The following is an 18,512-nucleotide window of genomic DNA, read 5'->3' as shown; positions in this document are numbered from 1 at the left end:
AACACGGCACGAACGGCGCGCCCGGATGCCTATTTTCGCACCATTTCGCGGTAATACCGCTGCACGTCGCTGACGCGCCTGCGCTCCGCATCGGCGGCCTCCTCCAGCGCCGGGTGATCGCCGCGCGGCACACCTCGCCAGGGGGCGGGATCGTCCCCGTGCTGATTGGGCCCATGGGTCCCCCGCATCAGCAAAAGCGCCACAAGCGCCAGCCAGCCGATAACCGGCACCAGCACCAGCAGGATCCATCCGGTGCGATGCCCGCTGTCATGGAGGCGGCGGCAACACGCGGTCAGAAGAGCGATACTCAACACGCCCGCGGCCACGACGCGCAGGATCAGGTAATCCTGCGGAAAGGCATCGGCATAGTCTTCCATCCAGAGCGGCATCCTAACGCAGCATGCAAATCCCAGCGCAATGGCCGCCGCGAACCACCAGAACTCCGCCCGCCCGGTGCGCCCGCGACTGGTGAACATGAAAGAGATGTTGCGCGTCAGCGCCTGACCCGGGGGCATTGCGAACCCTTGTTCAAATCGGCCCCCAGTTTCATCAGGTGAACGCGGCAGAACTTTGGCTCTTTGCCGAGATTATCAGCTCTTCTTGCCGATCCGCGGCTCATCGCCCTGCATCAGCCGTGCGATGTTGGTACGGTGGCGCGCGAGGATGACGATCGCGAGCGCGATGCAGAAGATCGCGGTCTCGGGGCGGCCGAGAACGATGGCCGCAACCGGGCTCAGGATCGCCGCCACCAGCGCCGCGAGGGACGAGATGCGGAACAGGCCCGCCGTCACGGCCCAAATCGCGCAGGCCGCCATGCCCACGGGCCAAGCCAATGCCAGAAGCGTCCCGAGGAATGTCGCCACACCCTTGCCGCCCCGGAACCTCAGATAGATGGGGTAGCAATGGCCCAGAAACGCCGCGACCCCGGCAATCTGCGCGGCATCTTCGGCCAGCAGCCAGCGCGCAACCAGAACGGCAATCGCACCTTTCCCGGCATCCAGAACAAGCGTCAGGAAGGCCGCAAGCCTGTTGCCGGTGCGCAGGACATTCGTCGCCCCGATATTGCCGGACCCCACCTGCCGCAGGTCGCCCAAGCCGAACAGGCGCGCCATGACAAGGCCAAAGGGCACTGACCCAAGCGCGTAGGCCGACAGCGCCGTTGCCACGAGAAGGGGCGCGGCGGTTTCGATCACCGGGATCACGATGCACCGCCGAATATGCGCGCGCCGCCGACCCAGGTGCCCAAAACCCGGCCCTGCATCCGCGCCTCGTCGAACGGTGTGTTCTTCGACTTCGATTGTAGTTTCGCGCGGTCCAGGATGAAGGGCGCATCGGGATCGAACAGCACGAGGTCCGCAGGCGCACCCTGGGCAAGGCGACCCGACCCCTGGCCGAAGCGCCGCGCGGGGTTGAGGGACATGGCGCGAAACAACTCCGGCAGGCTCAGTTGGCCCGCGTGGTAGAGGCGCAAGGCCGCGGGAAGAAGCGTCTCCAACCCAACGGCCCCGCTGGCCGCGGCCTCGAACGGCAGGCGTTTGCTTTCCTCGTCCTGCGGCGTGTGCATGGAGCAGATGATGTCGATCGTGCCATCGCGCACGGCCTCGATCATCTCCAGCCGGTCGGTTTCGGAGCGCAGCGGCGGCTTGAGCTTGAAGAACGTGCGGTAATCGCTCACGTCGAATTCGTTGAGCGTCAGGTGATGGATCGACACGCCCGCCGACACGTCCAGCCCGGCGGCCTTGGCGCGCTTCAGCGCGGGCAGGGCGACGGCGGTGGATAGCTGGTCGGCGTGGTAGGACACGCCCGTCATCTCCACCAGCGCAAGGTCCCGTTCCAGCCCCATCCGCTCGGCCATTGGTGACACGGCGGGCAGGCCCTTCAGCGCGGCGAATTTGCCGGACGTTACGGCGGCCCCGTCGCTCAACACCGGGTCCTGTGGATGGCCCACGATCAGGGCGTCAAGCGAACGGGCATAGGTCATGCAGCGGGACAGGACCTTGGCGTTCGACAACACGTTATCGCCGTCAGAAAACGCCACCGCGCCCGCATCGCGCAGAAACCCGATCTCCACCATTTCGCGCCCCGCACGGTCGCGGGTCAGGGCGGCCATGGGGGCCACGTTCACCCGCGCCTCGTCCCGCGCGCGGCGGATTGCGAATTCGAGGACTTCCGGCGTGTCGATCGCGGTGGTCGTATCGGGCCGAGTAATGATCGTCGTCACACCGCCCGCCGCCGCCGCCAGCCCTGCGGTCCGGAAGCTTTCCTTGTGGCGCTCGCCCGGCTCCCCCACCTTGACGCCCACATCGACGATGCCCGGTGCAAGGCAGGCCCCCCCGCAATCCACGCCGCCCGCACGGGGACCGTCCCCCACTTCCGCGATCAGGCCGCCTTCGATCCGGACCCAGCCAAGCGCCTCGGTCCCGGCTTCGGGGTCGATCAAGCGCGCATTGTGCAGAAGCGTGTTCGTCATGGCTCAACCCCTGTCTCGGTCGCCCGGAAATATCAAGGGGTCAGTGGGTCAGGACCACCCGATGAACAACACGAGAACGGCAAAGACGAGCATCCCGAGGAAGGCGTAGAGCGCGATCGGCGGCGTGCGCTCGCGGTCCTGCGCGGCGGGAGGCGGTGACGTCTCCGTCGGTGTTGCATCCGCCTTGGGCAAGCGCGCGGTATGATCGGCCTGCGCCAGCGGGATGGTCGCGATTTCGGTGACGTGGGACGAGGGCGTCGGGGTGCCGGTCATGGCGGCGTCGGGGACCAGAAGCACCGCCCCACTCAGCGCATTGAGCCGCGATTGCGTGTCGAGCGGAATGGCGGGGTCGGGCGTGAAGGCCAGTTGGATGTAGTCGGAAAGGGCCATGCCGCCGAGGTCGGAGACCGGGAAAAGCTCGATCCGATCAGTGTCGAGCGCGTCCAGCCCGAGCCATTGGGCGAGTGGCGGCAGGTCCGGAACCTCCCCCTTCTGGCGGGTGAGGTCCGTGTGGGAGATTGTGGTGGGTTCGTTGAGGGCGAAGATGTGGAGTTGGGTCATGGGCTGAGGTGAACTTTCATTTCGATGGCTTTGTGGACCAAGTTTTCAGACTTCAAAACGGTTCCTTCACGCCGCCGCACGCCTTTCCCGCAGGTTCTCCGCCAGAAGCTCCATCGCGGCCATGCGCACCGCGACGCCCATCTCCACCTGTTCCTGAATGACGGACCGGTTGATGTCGTCGGCCAGCACGCCGTCGATCTCCACCCCGCGGTTCATCGGGCCGGGATGCATGATGATCGCGTCGTCCTTGGCGGCGGAAAGCTTCGCGGCATCGAGCCCGAAGCGGTGGTAGTATTCCCGTTCCGACGGGATGAACGCGCCGTCCATGCGTTCGCGTTGCAGGCGCAGCATCATGACCACGTCGCAGCCTTGCAGGCCCTCCTCCATATCCTCGAACACCTCCACGCCCCAATCCGCAACGCCCGAGGGCATCAGTGTCGGCGGGCCGATCAGGCGAATACGGTTTTCCATTTTGCCCAGAAGGTGAATGTTCGACCGCGCGACGCGGGAATGGGCGATGTCGCCACAGATCGCGATGTTGAGCCGGTGGAGCCGCCCCTTGGCGCGGCGGATCGTGAGCGCGTCCAGAAGCGCCTGCGTGGGGTGTTCGTGCCGCCCGTCGCCGGCATTCAGGACCGCGCAATTCACCTTGTCGGCCAACAACTTGACCGCGCCGGAATGGGGGTGGCGGACCACCAGAAGGTCCGGGTGCATGGCGTTGAGCGTCAGCGCCGTGTCGATCAGCGATTCCCCCTTCTTCACCGAAGACGTCTGCATCGCCATGTTCATCACGTCCGCGCCAAGGCGTTTGCCCGCGATCTCGAAACTCGCCTGGGTGCGGGTCGAATTCTCGAAGAACATGTTGATGAGTGTCAGGCCCTTGAGCGGGCTGCCATGGTCGCGGCTTCCGCGCTCGGCCTCGGCATGGATATCGGCGCGGTCCAGAAGGGCGGTGATCTCAACCGGGGACAGCTCCTCGATCCCCAGAAGATGCGCTTTGTCGAATGCCATCAAACCCTCCCGCGATTTGGGCGGTTATAGGGGCGGGGACGGGCGCGCGGCAAGGTCAGGGGCGCGTGATGCTGGCCGTGATCGCCACGGCATCACGATTGCGGTGCCGATATTGGTAGAGGTAGCGCCCGACGCGGACCATGTAGCCGGTCAGAAGCCCGCTATCTATCACGATCCGGTCGGTCCAGATGCTGCCGGTCGGGTGATCCTCCACCGTCAGCGTGTGGTCCCATTGCCGGATCGCGCGCCCCTGTTCGCGGCTTTGCACCAGGCGCGCATCGTGATCCAGCCGCTCCACATGGATGCGGTAATGCGGGTTATGCATCCAACCCCAGACCGTCACATAGGTCTCGTAGGTCTTGCCCTCCTCGAAGCTGCCAGCGGGCAGGCCTTTGTAGGTCGCAAGGCCCTTGGTGGCATCAACCATCGCGTCAAAGTCGATCGCTTCGGCGAACACGGTGCCGGGGTCGCGCGAATAGGTGGCGGAAACGGTCAGGACACGGGCGGTTTGCATTCTGCTTGCGTGGCAGGGCGGCGTCACGCGGGCAAGGCAAAGCTGGTTTTAGAAGGGACCCGGCGGCCCAGTGTGATCCGCACGCCGCGCCCTTTGGCATATGCGGGGCCTTTCGGCCCCGGGCAATCCCGCCTAGCTTGACGATGATGGAAGACTCACTGGGATATTGGGACGCCCTGGCGGCGCTCGACTGGCAAGTGGAACTGGGCGCTGACGAGGCGATCCTGGACCTGCCGGTCGACCGTTTCGATTTGCCTGCGCCGGTGCCGGTGACAAAACCGGCGCCCGCGCCTGTCACCGTGTCCGCCCCTGTCACACCCGCCACGCCAGAGGTGGACAAGGTGACGATCGCCCGCCAACTGGCCGAAAGCGCCGGATCACTGGAGACGTTGCGCGCCGCGATGGAGGGGTTCGAGCATTGCGACCTGAAGCGCGGGGCGCGGAACTTCGTGTTCAGCGACGGGCATCCCAGCGCCCGCGTGATGGTCGTGGGGGAGGCGCCGGGCCGGGACGAGGATCAGCAGGGCAAGCCGTTCGTGGGCCGCGCGGGCCAATTGCTCGACAAGATGTTCGCGGCGATCGGGCTTGACCGGAACGTGGACGGGGATGGGGGCCTCTACATCACCAACATGCTGCCGTGGCGTCCGCCGCAGAACCGCGACCCCAAGCCGGAGGAGCTGGCGATGATGGGGCCGTTCACGCGGCGGCATATTGAGCTGGCAGAGCCGGATGTGGTCGTGCTGATGGGCAATCACGCCTGCGCGGGCCTTCTGGGCAGGCGCGGGATCACGCGGATGCGGGGGAACTGGGAGGATGTGCTGGGCAAGCCCGCCATGCCGATGTTCCACCCTGCTTACCTTCTGCGAAACCCGGCGGCGAAGCGGGAGGCGTGGGCCGATCTGCTTGCGATCAAGGGGCGTTTGCGGTGAAGCGGGTCACGGTCAACGATCGCCGGGAGGGCCGCGAATGAGCCGCATCGACGAGACCCGGGATTTCATCCCGATCCGCATTGCCGTGCTGGCCGTGAGCGACACGCGCACCCTGGCGGAGGATACGTCCGGCGATACGTTGGTGCAGCGTCTGACGGAGGCGGGCCACACACTCGCCGCGCGTCACATTCTGCCCGATGACCGTATATCAATCGTAGATCAATTGCGCGGGTGGTGTGCCGACCCGGAGATTGACGTGATCCTCACCACGGGCGGCACGGGGCTGACCGGCCGCGATGTGACGGTGGAGGCGCATCGCGACGTCTACGAGAAGGAGATCGAGGCCTTCAGCACCGTCTTCACCCACGTCTCCATGGCCAAGATTGGCACCTCCGCCGTGCAATCGCGTGCGACGGGGGGCGTTGCCAACGGAACGTACCTTTTCGCGCTGCCCGGATCGTCGGGGGCGTGCCGGGATGCCTGGGACGAAATCCTGGTCTACCAGCTCGACTACCGGCACCGGCCCTGCAATTTCGTGGAAATCCTGCCCCGGCTCGATGAGCACAAGCGACGGAAATGACCCACGGCTTCGTGTAACCCCCGACTTGGACGTTTCGGGCCACACCGCTACATAACGTTGAACGCTTCTTTACCCGGGAACATTCCATGAGGTTCTTAGGCCGCGCATTGATCGGATTGTTCCTGACAGCCGCGACTGTCGGGCTGCTTGCGCTTGCCGGATACACGACCTACGGCGCGTTGCAGGCGCGGTGGGCCGATGAAGGCCGCCCCGCGCAGGGGCGCGAGCGTGTGTTCGCCGCCGAAGTTGCGCCCTTGGTCTTCGGTCAGGAAACGCCGGTTCTGACGGCATTTGGCGAAATCCGGTCCCGCCGGACGCTTGAATTGCGCGCCCCGGCGGAGGGGACGGTCGTGGAATTGGCGGAGGTCTTCGAGGAGGGCGGCGCGGTGGAGGCGGGCGAGCTTTTGCTGCGTATCGACCCGGCGGAGGCGCAATCGGCACGCGACACGGCGGCGGCCGATCTGCGGGATGCGGAGAACGAATTGGCGGAGGCCACCCGGGCACTTGAACTGGCCGAGGAAGAAGTCGACGCCGCCCGGATGCAGGCGGAGTTGCGCGCCCGCGCACTGGACAGGGCGCAGGACCTGGCGGAGCGCGGCGTCGGATCGACCGCTGCCGTGGAGACGGCGGAACTGGCCGAGGCGACGGCGAACCAGCAAATCCTGGCGCAACGCCGCGCGCTGGCCCAAGCCGAGGCGCGGGTAGACAGTGCCGGCACGGCACTGGAACGTCGCCGCATCGCGCTGGCCGAGGCGGAGCGACGGCTTGCCCAGACGGAGTTACGCGCCGAATTCGACGGGGTGCTGACCGATGTGGACGTGGCCGCCGGTCGCCTGCTGAACCGCAACGAGCGCCTTGCCGCCCTGATCGACGCCGATGCGCTGGAAGTGGCGTTCCGCATCTCCACCGCCCAATACATCCGCCTTTTAGACGAGGACGGCACGCTGCCGCGCCTGCCGGTGCAGGTGGTTCTGGATGTCTTCGGCCTTGACGTGCAGGCGGAGGCGACCCTAACCCGCGAAAGCGGCGCGGTGGAGGAGGGGCAATCGGGCCGCCTGCTGTTCGCGCGGATCGACACGTTCCGGGGCCTGCGCGTGGGCGATTTCGTCCGCGTGGAGGTGGAGGAAGCGCCCCTGACGGGCGTGGCGCGCATTCCGGCGACGGCCCTGGGATCGGACGGTCAAGTGCTTGCCCTAGGGGAAGACAACGTGCTGGAGGCGGTAGAGGTCGAGCTGCTGCGCCGACAGGGCGATGACGTCCTGATCCGCGGGCCAGGCCTGAACGGGCGCGACGTGGTGCTGACCCGGACGCCGGTTCTGGGGGACGGTATCCGCATCAACCCGATCCGCCCCGAAGCCGCCGACGCGCCCGAAGAACCCGATACGATCGCCCTTGATCCCGACCGCCGCGCGCGGCTGATCGCGTTCGTGGAGGGTAACAATTTCATCCCGTCCGATGTTCGCGAGCGGCTGCTGCGGCAGCTGAACGAGGAAGAAGTCCCCCTGCGCATGGTCAACCGCCTCGAAGCGCGGATGGGCAGCTGAGATGCGCAGCCTGCCCGGTCCCGCCAGCGGTATCCTGAGCTACTTCACGCGCCACCGCACGGCGGCGAACCTGCTTCTGGTGATGATGGTGGTGGCGGGGCTGGCGGCGTTCCCGCAGATGCGGGCGCAATTCTTCCCCGACGTCGTCTCCGACACGGTGGAATTGCGCTTCGTCTGGGACGGGGCGGGTGCGGAGGATGTCGATATCGGCATCGTCGCCATCGTGGAACCGACGCTTCTGGCGGTGCCCGGTGTGACCTCCTCTGAGGCCGTGTCGAACGAAGGGCGCGCCTATATCGGGCTGGAATTCGAGCCGAGCTGGGACATGGACCGCGCCGCCGACGATGTGCAGGCCGCCCTAGACACGATCACCGACCTGCCGGACGACGCCGAGGAAGGACAGGTCCGGCGCGGCAATTGGTTCGACCGCGTGACGGATGTGGTGATCACCGGCCCCGTGGCCCCGGAACAATTGGGTCGGTTCGCCGACGAGTTGGTCGCGCGGCTCTTCGACGTGGGGGTGACGAACACGACGATCCGGGGTGTGGCGGCGCCCGAGACGATTGTCGAAGTCCCCTCCGCCAATCTGATCCGCTACGACATCTCCATGTCCGAGATCGCAGCGGTAATCGGGGCGGCGGCGGTGACGGCACCCGCGGGCGACGTGGATGCGGCCAATGCACGGATCAGGACGGGGTCGGAGGCCCGCTCGGCCGAGGCGATTTCCGCCCTGACCCTGAGGATCAATGCCGACGGATCGGCCCTGACCGTCGGCGACATTGCCCGGATCGAGGTGAATGGGATCGACCGGGAGCGTGCGTATTTCGTCGGCGACGACCCGGCCATCGCGATCCGCGTCGACCGCACCGAAGAAGGTGACGCCATCGCCATGCAAGCGGCGGTGGAGCGGGTGACGGAGGCCCTTGAGGTTACGCTGCCGGAAGGCACCACCATCGACCTTATCAATACGCGGGCGGAGGCGATTTCGGGCCGCCTCAACATCCTTCTCGACAATGCGCTTCTGGGCCTCGGGCTGGTCGTGGCGCTGCTGTTCCTGTTCCTTAATGCGCGCACGGCGTTCTGGGTGGCGATGGGCATTCCGGTGGCCATGACGGCGGCGATTGCGCTGATGTTCGTGGCCGGGATCACGATCAACATGATCTCTCTCTTCGCGCTGATCATCACGCTGGGGATCGTGGTGGACGATGCGATTGTGGTTGGCGAACATGCCGATTACCGCGCGCGGACCTTGGGCGAGCCCCCGGTGATCGCCGCCGAAAACGCCGCGCGGCGCATGGCGGCCCCCGTTTTCAGCGCCACGATCACCACGATCCTTGCCTTCACGGGTCTTGTGGCCATCGGGGGGCGGTTCGGGGACCTGATTGCGGATATTCCGTTCACCGTGATCGTTGTGCTGGTCGCGTCATTGGTGGAGTGCTTCCTGATCCTGCCCAACCACATGGCCCATGCGCTGGCCCACTCCGCCAAGACCCATTGGTACGACCTGCCGAGCCGCGTGGTGAACAAGGGCTTCGATTGGGTGAAGGAGCGGTTGTTCCGCCCGTTGATGCGCTTCGTGGTCTGGGCGAGATATCCGGTGATTGCCGCGGTGATCGTGATCCTGTCGACGCAGACGGCGCAATTCATCCGGGGCGATGTGATCTTCCGCTTCTTCAACGCGCCTGAGACGGGGTCAGTCACGGGCAATTTCGCCATGGTCGACGGGGCGACGCGTGCCGATACGCTGGTGCAGATGGCCGAGCTGCAACGCGCGGCGGAGGCCGTGGCCGCACAATTCGAGGAGGAGCACGGGGTGAACCCGCTGGCCTATGCGCTGGCGCAGGTCGGCGGCACGACGGGACGCGGCCTGAGTGGAACCGATAACAAGGACACCGATCTTCTGGGCTCGCTCGATATTGAGTTGATCAGCGCGGATTTGCGGCCCTATTCCAGCTTTGCCTTCGCCTCCGCCCTGCAAGACGAGGTGCGGCAATTGCCGCTGACCGAGGCGTTGTCGTTCCGCGGCTGGCGCGGCGGGCCGGGGGGTGACGCGATCGACGTACAGATCTTCGGCGCCGATACCGAAACGCTGAAAGCCGCGTCGGAGGCCTTGCAGGCCGCGTTGGTCGTCTATCCCGAAGTGACCGGCCTTGAAGACAGCATGGCCTATGACCGGGAGGAGTTGAGCTTGGAGCTGACGCCGCAGGGCGAAGCGCTGGGGTTCGGTATCTCGGAGCTTGGGCGGACCTTGCGTGACCGGCTGGGCGGGATCGAGGCGGCGACCTATCCCGATGGCGCACGCACCGCGGCGATCCGCGTGGAATTGCCCGAGGGCGAGCTGACGGCCGATTTCCTCGACCGGACATTGCTGCGCGCCGAGAGCGGGCAATATGTGCCGCTGGCCGATATCGTGACGGTGACGTCCCGGCAGGGATTCTCCTCCATCCAGCGGGAAAATGGGGTGCGGCTGATCACCTTGTCCGGCGATCTGAGCGAGGATGATCCGGCCCGCGCGGAATTGGTGATGGAGGAATTGCGCGACGTCATCATTCCGCAGATCGAGGAGAATTTCGGCGTCGCCACGCGCCTTGCGGGATTGGCGGAACAGGAGCGCGCCTTCCTGACGGAAGCACTGACCGGCTTCCTGTTATGCCTTGTCGGCATACACCTTGTGCTGGCGTGGATTTTCGCAAGCTGGATGCGCCCGATGGTGGTGATGGCGATCATCCCCTTCGGTCTGGTGGGCACGATCTTTGGCCATGTCGCGTGGGATGTCCCCTTGAGCATGTTCACGGTGGTGGGCCTGATCGGCATGACCGGGATCATCATCAACGATTCCATCGTTCTGGTGACGACGGTGGATGAGTATTCGGAACAGCGCGGCCTTTTCCCGGCCATCGTGGACGGGGCGTGCGACCGCTTGCGGCCCGTCTTGCTGACGACACTGACGACGGTTCTGGGGCTGATGCCGCTTCTCTACGAAAGCTCCCAGGATGCGCAGTTCCTGAAGCCCACGGTGATCACGCTGGTCTACGGACTTGGCTTCGGCATGGTGGTCGTTCTGCTGGTCGTGCCCGCGCTTCTGGCGATCGGGCAGGATTTCGGCCAGCAGATGCGCGGGTTCCGCCGGGGCCTTGGCAGCATGGGCCTGCGCCCGGGTTTCTCGCTGAGCCTTTTGGGGCTGACCCTGGCCAGCGCCGCAATCTTTGCCGCGACCCTTGGGGCGGTGATCGCGGGCGGGGCGATGTGGGGGCCATTCGCCGCGTTGGGCAGCAGCGCGCCCGCGGCCTTGGGTGTGTTCCTTGTGGGGACGGCGGTGCTGTGTGTGCTGGCGTGGCTTGTTGCCATCGCGGTGGCGGTGGCCACGGGTGGCGGACGCCGGGCGCGGTCGGCGGGCTAGATCACCCGGTGCAGCTGTTCAGCTCCACCGCTTGGCGGGAGCCGATCACGGTGATGCGCAGATCGGACCGGTTGAGCGCGAACGGGCCATGGTCTGCGGGGATCACATCGGCCACGGCAATCAACCAGCCGCCCTGCCGCTGGCCCACGGCTTCAGACACCCAGATCATCGGATCACGGTGTTCGACCACCATCGTCTCGTCATTGCCGGTATCGGGGACCTGGGCGCGCACGGTGACGCGCAGACCGTCACTGATCGGTTCCACCGCGCAGGTCACGGGGCCTGCCCCGGCTTCCGCCGCCGTGAGGGGACGGTCGGACAGCGCGGCGGCAATGGCCCCGTCGCGCAGCGTCTGCGCGGGCAAAAGCCCGCCCAGGTCGACCGAGATCGGCATGCAGACATCCTGACATACGCCCAAATCAAGATGCCCGGCCACTTCCGCCGTGCCATCGGTGGACATCGCGAATTCCACGGGAAGGATCACGTCGCCCTCATACCCGATGGAACGCAGGCCGTTGGTGAAGAAGACCTGCGGACGGGGCCAGTGGATGGCCATGCCCGACACGCCTTCGGCCTGGGTCAGGCGCAGGATCGTCGGCACGCCCCCTTCACCCGGCGCGCGCCAGTAGGTCTTCCACCCCGGGGCCAGCCGGATACGGATCGCCGCCATGTGCCGGTCGCCGTCCAGCCGGTAGCCGGGCATCAGGCTGACCTCCACCACCTCGTCGGCGGAAAAGAACTGCGCCGAGGCGGGCAGGGCAGTCAGAAGGCCAAGGGCCAACGTGCCAAGGGTGCGGGCAAGAAACGTCATCCGTATGGAGGTAGAAATTTGCGCCCGAAATGAAAAGTCACGTTTGCGAGACAGCGCGCAGGAGAAACGCGATTGATTGAATTCTGCAACAGGCCCATGCTGGCGCCATGGCCATGCCCGACCTTTCCGTCGATCTGACCGGCAAGCTTCTGATCGCGATGCCCGCGATGGAAGATCCCCGTTTCGCGGGCGCAGTCGTGTTCGTCTGCGCCCATGCGCCGTCGCAATCCATGGGGTTGATCGTCAACAAGGTGATGGAGGACATCACCTTCGCGGAGATGATGGAGCAGTTGGAGATTTCACGGCGCGGTGCGATCCCGAGGGTGCCGGTCTGTTTCGGCGGCCCCGTGGAAATGCAGCGCGGTTTTGTCCTCCATTCCTCCGATTACCGCGCAAGGGGCGAGGAAGGGATGCGGATCGACCATCGGTTTTCGATGACCGGGACGCTCGAAATCCTTGAAGATATCGCCGCCGCGAAAGGGCCACACCGCGCGATCCTTGCGCTTGGTTATGCCGGCTGGGGCGAAGGCCAGCTGGATGCGGAAATCCAGCGCAACGATTGGCTGACTGTCGATGCCACGCCGGAGCTGGTCTTCGATCTGCCGATGGAGCGGAAGTGGAACGCGGCGGTGGAAAGCCTCGGGATCAATCCGCTGATGCTGTCATCAGAGGCCGGTCATGCCTGAGGCGCAGCAGCCCTCCGCAACCTGTCATTGATCGCACGGCCAAGCCCCGTATCGGGGATGGGTGCGACGCAGATCAGGGATTTGCCCTGCCCCTTCGCCAGGGCGTCGGCAGCGTGTAGCGTTGCGAAAAGGTTGGCCGCCGCCTCCACCAGGTCGCCCGCCGCCGACAGGTTCAGATCGCCGATATGGTCTCCGAACCCGATCACGACCGCGTTGGGACGGGGGGTGTCCGCCATCACGAGGCGGGTGGCGGGGGCGTAGTGCCGCTCCATCTGGCCCGGAGCTTCGACGCGGCCCGGGGTGAGGTCCGCGATCAGGGGCGTGCCGAGAAGCGCCTCCACCCGCTCGCGCGGGATGCCGCCTTCGCGCAGCAGGCGCACGCCGTCGGGGCTGGGGGCAAGGATCGTCGATTCCAGCCCGACCGCGCAGGGACCGCCATCCAGGATCGCATTGACCTGCCCGCCAAGGCCCGCTGCCACATGGGCGGCGCGCGTCGGGCTGATCTGCCCCGACGGGTTGGCGGACGGGGCCGCAAGCGGGCCGTCGAACGCACGCAGAAGCCTTTGGGACAAATCATGGGCGGGGATGCGCACGGCAATCGTCGAAAGCCCGCCCGTCACCAGATCCGCAACTGTCCCGAGGGACGGCAGAACCAGCGTCAGGGCGCCGGGCCAGAACGCATCGGCCAATTGACGGGCAAGGGGCGACACCTCCGCGATCTCGGCCACCGCCTCCATATCCGGGACGTGGACGATCAGCGGGTTGAAGGTGGGTCGGCCCTTTGCCTCGAACACACGGGCCACGGCGCGGGGATTGCGCGCATCGGCGGCCAGCCCGTAGACGGTTTCCGTCGGCATGGCGACCAACCCGCCCGCCGACAGCAGCGCCACCGCGCGGGCGACAGAGTGGACATCATCGTGTAACATTTCGGGGTGAGAAGCGGGCATCCGTGACGTAACGTTGAGATTGCGCAAACCGCAAGCCAGACGCTTAACGTGCGACCTGCAACAGACGTTGGCCCTAGCGCGAAACGCACTTGCGCGCAAACGGACCTTTGGTTGAGGGAGGCTGCCATGCCCTATCGTGCCCCTGTATCCGACATCACCTTCTGCCTCGATCACGTGGTGGGGTTTGACCGTGTCACCGCCCACGACCGGTTCGCGGAGGCGACGGGCGATGTCGTCACCGCCATCCTGACGGAGGCCGGGCGCATCTGCGAAGATGTGATCGCGCCGCTGAACCGGGCGGGCGATCTGCATCCCGCAAAGCTCGAAAACGGGGTCGTGCGTACGTCGCCGGGTTATGGCGACGGCTATCATGCGCTGGCGGAGGCCGGGTTCATGGCGATTTCCGCCGATCCTGAGTATGGCGGGCTGGGCCTGCCCCACACGATCACGACGGCGGTGAACGAGATGATCGGCGGCGCGTGCCTGGCGCTGGAACTGAGCCCGCTGATGACGCAAGGCCAGATCGAAGCGCTGGAGCATCATGCGCCCGACGCGATCAAGGACCTGTACCTGCCCAAGCTGACTTCCGGCGAATGGTCCGGCACGATGAACCTGACCGAACCGCAGGCGGGATCGGATGTGGGGGCGCTGACGACCAAGGCCGTCGATAACGGCGATGGGACCTACGCGGTCAGCGGGCAGAAAATCTATATCTCCTGGGGCGACAACGACTTTACCGAGAATGTCGTGCACCTGGTTCTCGCGCGCCTGCCCGACGCGCCGGCGGGCACCAAGGGGATCAGCCTGTTCCTCGTGCCCAAGAAAATACCCGATGCCGATGGCAATCCCGGTGTGGCCAACAGCCTCAAGGTGGTGAGCCTTGAACATAAGCTGGGCCTCCACGGCTCTCCCACCTGCGTGATGCAGTACGACAATGCGACCGGCTGGCTGATCGGGCAGGAGAACAAGGGCATGGCCGCCATGTTCACCATGATGAACAACGCGCGCCTCGGTGTGGCGGTGCAGGGCGTCAGCGTGGCCGACGCGGCCTACCAACACGCGCTGGCCTACGCGGTGGAGCGCAAGCAGGGCCGCACCAAGGGCGAGACCGGCACGATCATCGACCACGCCGATGTGCGCCGGATGCTGATGGAAATGAAGGCGGAGACCTTCGCCGCCCGCGCGATGGCGCTGGATCTTGCCGTGGCGATTGACCTTGCCACGACCGGCGATGGGGCCGCCGATGCGCGCGCCGCGTTCCTGACGCCCATCGCCAAGGCCTATGGCACGGAGACGGGGATCAAGGTCGCCAATATCGGCATCCAGATCCACGGCGGCATGGGATACATCGAAGAAACCGGCGCCGCGCAATATGCCCGCGACGTCCGTGTTGCGGCGATCTACGAGGGCACGAACGGTATCCAGGCGATGGACCTTGTGGGCCGCAAGCTGATGGATGGCGGGGACGCGGCATTCGCGCTGCTTGATGAGGTCGAAGCCGCCGGCGGTGAATTCGCCGATGTGATCCGTCCCATGGCAAAGGCCCTGCGCAAAACGACCGAGGATATCCTGGCGCTTGACATGGAAGACCGCTTCGGCGGCGCCGTTCCCTATCTGATGGCATTCGCGCGCGTCCTGGGCGCGCATTACCACGCGAAAGCCGCGGCGACCGGCGACAAGGCGCGCAAGGCAATGGCGCAGTATCACATCACCCGCCTGCTGCCCGAGGCCCACGCCATGATGGCGCAGGCGCGGTGCGGGTCGGCGGGGCTGCACGATCTGACGCCCGACGAACTGGCGGCGTGAGCGTGGCGGATCTGGGCTTCTCCTGGGAGATCCGAAAGAACGGTGACGTCGTGATCCTTCATCGCGGCAAGCGCGCCACGACCTTGCGGGGCGGCAAGGCTTCGGATTTTCTGGACCTTGCTGAAAGTGGCGATGGGGATGCCGTTCAGCAAGAGCTGGCGCGCCTGACCGGTAACTACAAACGCGGCAACGAGCGGCACGCGAAGGGACATCCAAGAAATGCCTGATGGTGCGAACCCGATCCGCACGCCGTTCGCCGAAGCGGCCCCCGAAGGCGAAGCGGTGGAGGTCGCCCCGGGCGTTTTGTGGTTCCGTATCCCGCTGCCGATGGCATTGGACCATGTGAACGCCTACGCGTTGCGCGACGACGATGGCTGGACGCTGATTGATACCGGCCTCAATTCACGCCGCACGATTGCGCTATGGGAAAAGATCATCGCGGGCCCCCTGGCGGGTGTGCCGGTGAAGCGATTGATCGTCACCCACCACCATCCTGACCATGTGGGCCTTGCCGGGTGGTTCCAGGGGCGAGGGGTGGAGCTTTGCATGACGCGCACCGCCTGGCTGTTCGCGCGGATGCTGATGCTGGACGAGCAGGCGACGCCCACGCCCGAACAGGTGCAATTCTGGGTCGATGCCGGGATGGACAAGGATGTGCTCGACAAACGCCTGTCGGAGCGGCCGTTCAACTTCGCGGATATCGTGCATCCCATGCCGCTCGGCTTCACCCGCCTGATCGAGGGGGAGACGGTCGAGATGGGCGGTCGGGTGTGGGACATCCGCTTCGGCCACGGCCACGCGCCCGACCATGCAACCTTCTGGAGCCGCGATGGCGCGCTGGTGATCGGCGGCGATCAGTTGCTGGCGACGATTTCGCCCAATATAGGGGTCTACGCGACCGAACCCGGTGCCGATCCGGTGGGCGATTGGATGGCGGCCTGCGAGGCGCTGCAACCGCACGCGCGCGACAGCCAGCTGGTATTGCCCGGCCACAAGCTGCCCTTCACCGGCCTGCCGTCGCGGATGCGGCAATTGATCGAGAATCACCACGGCGCGCTGGATCGGTTGCGCACGCATATCGCAAAGGGGGAGTGCAGCGCGGCGGAGTGCTTTGCGCCGCTCTTCAAGCGCAAGATCGACGAGGGGACCTATGGCCTGGCCCTGGTCGAGGCGGTCGCGCACCTCAACCACCTGCACAGGCTAGGGGATGTGACGCGGCGGCGGCGAGAGGACGGGGCCTACGCCTATTCCATCGCGATGTGATGCCGCGCCCCCGCGGGGCTGACACTGGCGAAATTCTGCGGTATTTCACCCGCAACAAGCGCAACCGGACCAGAGGATACGACCATGGCCGACCAGGACGATTACAAGCACGGCGAGATGGATGTCTCGACCCAGGAAAAGACATTTGACGGCTTCATGCGGATGTCCACGAATGTGGCGATCGTCTGCATCGTGATCCTCATCGGCCTTGCGATCTTCGCCACATGATCCGTGCGGTACGACTGGCGGCTGCGGGCCTTGTGGCGCTGGCCCTTGCGGGCTGTGCCGGGGAGTCCGTCTGGGCGCCCGATGACGCCGTGGCGCGCGCGACCTATGTGCCGTCCGGTCCTGCAACCGTCACGCTGATCACGTCGATCAACACCCGCAACAATTCCGGCGCGCATTCCGCGCTTCTGATCGACGGGGCGCAGCGGCTGCTGTTCGACCCCGCGGGCAGCTGGCACAATCCCGGTATTCCGGAGCGTAATGACGTCCTGTTCGGCATGTCGCCCGGTTACATGGACCTCTACATCGCGTTCCAGTCCAACGGCATATTCGAGGTGCGGACGCAAACCGTCGAGGTGTCCGCCCAGACAGCGCAGCAATTAAGCCAGGCGGTGCAGGCCTACGGTGCGGTTGCGCCGGCCTATTGCTCCCGCTCGATCACGGAGATCCTTGGCAACACGCCCGCCTTCGCGCAGATCGAACAGACCTTCTTCCCGCTCAACACCATGGAGCAATTCGCAGCCATTCCCGGCGTGAGGGAGGAGTACTTCGTCGGCACGCTCGGCGAGGAAGAGGACGGCAGCGATGCGGTTCTGGCCGAGCAGGTGACGGCGGCGAACTGACTGGGCGCGTCTTAAGTCACGGCCATACCGCGCAGCGTCGCAAAAACAAAACCCCCGCAGGCTAGGCCTTCGGGGGTTTCTTGATTCTCTCGTCTCGCGGATGCGATCTGGACGGAAGCGATGCTCAGAGCATCCCTTCGCGCTGCGCCTTTTTGCGCGCCAGCTTGCGGGCACGGCGGATAGCTTCCGCCTTTTCACGCGCGCGCTTCTCCGACGGTTTTTCGTAATGCTGCTTGAGCTTCATCTCACGAAAAACGCCTTCACGCTGAAGTTTCTTTTTCAGAGCACGGAGCGCCTGATCGACATTGTTGTCGCGAACACTGACCTGCATGTGGTGTCACCACCTTTCTAGGTTAGAATTGCAAGGAACTGCAGGAAGTGGCGCTATAGCAAAGGCCCCCTATCTTGTCCAGCAACGGGAAATGGAGATTTGAGATGGATGCGCGCGCGGAAGAGATCCTGGATGCAAGCCTGATGCATGTGCCGTTCGACGGCTGGACGGAAACGAGTTTCAAGGCCGCCGCCGCCGATGTCGGGGCAACGACGGCAGAGGCGCGCGCGCATTTTCCGCGCGGGGCGGTGGACCTTGCAATCGCATTTCATAGGCGCGGCGACCGGCGGCTTGCGGCCCTTTTGGCGGAGGCGGATCTGAGCGCGATGCGGTTCCGCGACAGGGTGGCCCACGCGGTGCGTCTGCGGCTGGAGATGGTGGAGGACGACAAGGAAGCCGTGCGCCGGGGCGCCACGCTGTTTGCGCTGCCGATCTATGCCGCGGACGGGGCGAAGCTGGTCTGGGAAACGGCGGACGTGATCTGGACCGGGCTTGGCGATACGTCGCAGGATCTGAACTGGTACACCAAACGCGCGACGCTTTCGGGGGTCTATTCCTCCGTCGTCCTGTATTGGCTCGGGGACCAGTCGGGCGACCACTCGGCCACCTGGGCGTTCCTGGATCGGCGGATCGACGACGTGATGCGGATCGAGCGGGTGAAGGCGAAGGTGCGCGAAAACGCGATCCTGAGACCGCTCGCGGAGGGCTTCGAGCGTCTTACCGCCGGGATCAAGGCCCCCACCGCACGGGGCGGGGCGCAGGACCTGCCCGGACATTGGCCGCCCCGGACCTGACCCCTGACCGGCTTGTC

Annotated in this window: 20 protein-coding genes; 11 read left to right on the top strand and 9 right to left on the bottom strand. The window is 65.7% G+C overall.

Features of this window, described 5'->3' with window-relative positions; translation table 11 throughout:
- Positions 1-29: 29 nt before the first annotated feature.
- From KUW62_RS14640 to KUW62_RS14615, 6 genes are all read right to left on the bottom strand, one after another.
- The gene (locus KUW62_RS14640) at positions 30-515 is read right to left on the bottom strand and encodes a DUF805 domain-containing protein (protein WP_224816205.1); all 486 of its coding nucleotides are present in this window, start codon (positions 513-515) and stop codon (positions 30-32) included.
- A 75-nt stretch (positions 516-590) separates the two neighbouring features.
- Entirely contained in the window at positions 591-1,199 is a 609-nt protein-coding gene (gene plsY, locus KUW62_RS14635) for a glycerol-3-phosphate 1-O-acyltransferase PlsY (protein ID WP_224817126.1), read from the bottom strand.
- Positions 1,199-2,470, bottom strand: coding sequence for a dihydroorotase (gene pyrC / locus KUW62_RS14630; protein WP_224816204.1), 1,272 nt, complete (start codon positions 2,468-2,470; stop codon positions 1,199-1,201). Before pyrC ends, plsY begins: the two co-directional genes overlap by 1 nt.
- Before the next feature lie 48 nt (positions 2,471-2,518).
- Positions 2,519-3,031 carry a hypothetical protein gene (locus KUW62_RS14625; protein ID WP_224816203.1) on the bottom strand — a complete coding sequence of 171 codons (513 nt, stop codon included), beginning with the start codon at positions 3,029-3,031 and terminating at the stop codon, positions 2,519-2,521.
- 66 nt (positions 3,032-3,097) lie between these two features.
- On the bottom strand, positions 3,098-4,042 hold the full coding sequence (locus tag KUW62_RS14620; RefSeq protein ID WP_224816202.1) for an aspartate carbamoyltransferase catalytic subunit: 945 nt from the start codon (positions 4,040-4,042) through the stop codon (positions 3,098-3,100).
- A 55-nt stretch (positions 4,043-4,097) separates the two neighbouring features.
- On the bottom strand, positions 4,098-4,556 hold the full coding sequence (locus KUW62_RS14615) for a hypothetical protein (protein ID WP_224816201.1): 459 nt from the start codon (positions 4,554-4,556) through the stop codon (positions 4,098-4,100).
- A 146-nt stretch (positions 4,557-4,702) separates the two neighbouring features.
- Between KUW62_RS14615 and KUW62_RS14610 the strand changes: the two genes are divergently transcribed.
- From KUW62_RS14610 to KUW62_RS14595, 4 genes are all read left to right on the top strand, one after another.
- Positions 4,703-5,485 carry a uracil-DNA glycosylase family protein gene (locus KUW62_RS14610; protein ID WP_224816200.1) on the top strand — a complete coding sequence of 261 codons (783 nt, stop codon included), beginning with the start codon at positions 4,703-4,705 and terminating at the stop codon, positions 5,483-5,485.
- A 37-nt stretch (positions 5,486-5,522) separates the two neighbouring features.
- Positions 5,523-6,065 carry a molybdenum cofactor biosynthesis protein B gene (gene moaB / locus KUW62_RS14605; protein WP_224816199.1) on the top strand — a complete coding sequence of 181 codons (543 nt, stop codon included), beginning with the start codon at positions 5,523-5,525 and terminating at the stop codon, positions 6,063-6,065.
- 86 nt (positions 6,066-6,151) lie between these two features.
- Positions 6,152-7,609 (top strand): efflux RND transporter periplasmic adaptor subunit, encoded by a 1,458-nt coding sequence (locus KUW62_RS14600; RefSeq protein WP_224816198.1) that lies wholly within the window; start codon positions 6,152-6,154, stop codon positions 7,607-7,609.
- Between the two features lies 1 nt (position 7,610).
- Positions 7,611-11,009 (top strand): efflux RND transporter permease subunit, encoded by a 3,399-nt coding sequence (locus KUW62_RS14595; protein WP_224816197.1) that lies wholly within the window; start codon positions 7,611-7,613, stop codon positions 11,007-11,009.
- Position 11,010: 1 nt separating this feature from the next.
- Here the strand turns inward: KUW62_RS14595 and KUW62_RS14590 are convergent, their stop codons facing one another.
- Positions 11,011-11,820: a protein-disulfide reductase DsbD domain-containing protein gene (locus KUW62_RS14590; RefSeq protein WP_224816196.1), complete on the bottom strand. Its 810-nt coding sequence runs from the start codon at positions 11,818-11,820 to the stop codon at positions 11,011-11,013.
- Positions 11,821-11,927: 107 nt separating this feature from the next.
- On the opposite strand from KUW62_RS14590, the gene KUW62_RS14585 reads away from it, so the two are divergent.
- On the top strand, positions 11,928-12,506 hold the full coding sequence (locus tag KUW62_RS14585) for a YqgE/AlgH family protein (RefSeq protein WP_224816195.1): 579 nt from the start codon (positions 11,928-11,930) through the stop codon (positions 12,504-12,506).
- On the opposite strand, the gene KUW62_RS14580 is transcribed toward KUW62_RS14585, so the two are convergent.
- Positions 12,497-13,432 (bottom strand): L-threonylcarbamoyladenylate synthase, encoded by a 936-nt coding sequence (locus KUW62_RS14580; protein ID WP_224816194.1) that lies wholly within the window; start codon positions 13,430-13,432, stop codon positions 12,497-12,499. The two genes, KUW62_RS14585 and KUW62_RS14580, sit on opposite strands and share 10 nt — an antisense overlap.
- Positions 13,433-13,579: 147 nt before the next feature.
- On the opposite strand from KUW62_RS14580, the gene KUW62_RS14575 reads away from it, so the two are divergent.
- From KUW62_RS14575 to KUW62_RS14555, 5 genes are all read left to right on the top strand, one after another.
- Positions 13,580-15,259 carry an acyl-CoA dehydrogenase gene (locus tag KUW62_RS14575; protein ID WP_224816193.1) on the top strand — a complete coding sequence of 560 codons (1,680 nt, stop codon included), beginning with the start codon at positions 13,580-13,582 and terminating at the stop codon, positions 15,257-15,259.
- A gap of 2 nt (positions 15,260-15,261) precedes the next feature.
- Complete coding sequence (locus KUW62_RS14570; protein ID WP_224816192.1) at positions 15,262-15,486, top strand: hypothetical protein; 225 nt, start codon at positions 15,262-15,264, stop codon at positions 15,484-15,486.
- A complete protein-coding gene (locus KUW62_RS14565) occupies positions 15,479-16,522 on the top strand; it encodes an MBL fold metallo-hydrolase (RefSeq protein WP_224816191.1) in 1,044 nt (347 codons plus the stop codon). The genes KUW62_RS14570 and KUW62_RS14565 overlap by 8 nt, the downstream gene beginning before the upstream one ends.
- A gap of 84 nt (positions 16,523-16,606) precedes the next feature.
- On the top strand, positions 16,607-16,750 hold the full coding sequence (locus tag KUW62_RS14560) for an aa3-type cytochrome c oxidase subunit IV (RefSeq protein WP_224816190.1): 144 nt from the start codon (positions 16,607-16,609) through the stop codon (positions 16,748-16,750).
- Positions 16,747-17,370, top strand: coding sequence for a hypothetical protein (locus tag KUW62_RS14555; protein ID WP_224816189.1), 624 nt, complete (start codon positions 16,747-16,749; stop codon positions 17,368-17,370). Before KUW62_RS14560 ends, KUW62_RS14555 begins: the two co-directional genes overlap by 4 nt.
- Positions 17,371-17,494: 124 nt before the next feature.
- Here the strand turns inward: KUW62_RS14555 and rpsU are convergent, their stop codons facing one another.
- On the bottom strand, positions 17,495-17,701 hold the full coding sequence (rpsU, locus tag KUW62_RS14550; RefSeq protein ID WP_224816188.1) for a 30S ribosomal protein S21: 207 nt from the start codon (positions 17,699-17,701) through the stop codon (positions 17,495-17,497).
- A gap of 104 nt (positions 17,702-17,805) precedes the next feature.
- Between rpsU and KUW62_RS14545 the strand changes: the two genes are divergently transcribed.
- Complete coding sequence (locus tag KUW62_RS14545) at positions 17,806-18,495, top strand: COQ9 family protein (RefSeq protein WP_224816187.1); 690 nt, start codon at positions 17,806-17,808, stop codon at positions 18,493-18,495.
- The last annotated feature ends 17 nt before the right edge of the window (positions 18,496-18,512 follow it).

The sequence above is a fragment of the Hasllibacter sp. MH4015 genome, from assembly GCF_020177575.1.
GTDB lineage: Bacteria > Pseudomonadota > Alphaproteobacteria > Rhodobacterales > Rhodobacteraceae > Gymnodinialimonas.
Note: the sequence above shows the minus strand (reverse complement) of the source record. Positions and strands in the feature narration are given on the sequence as shown.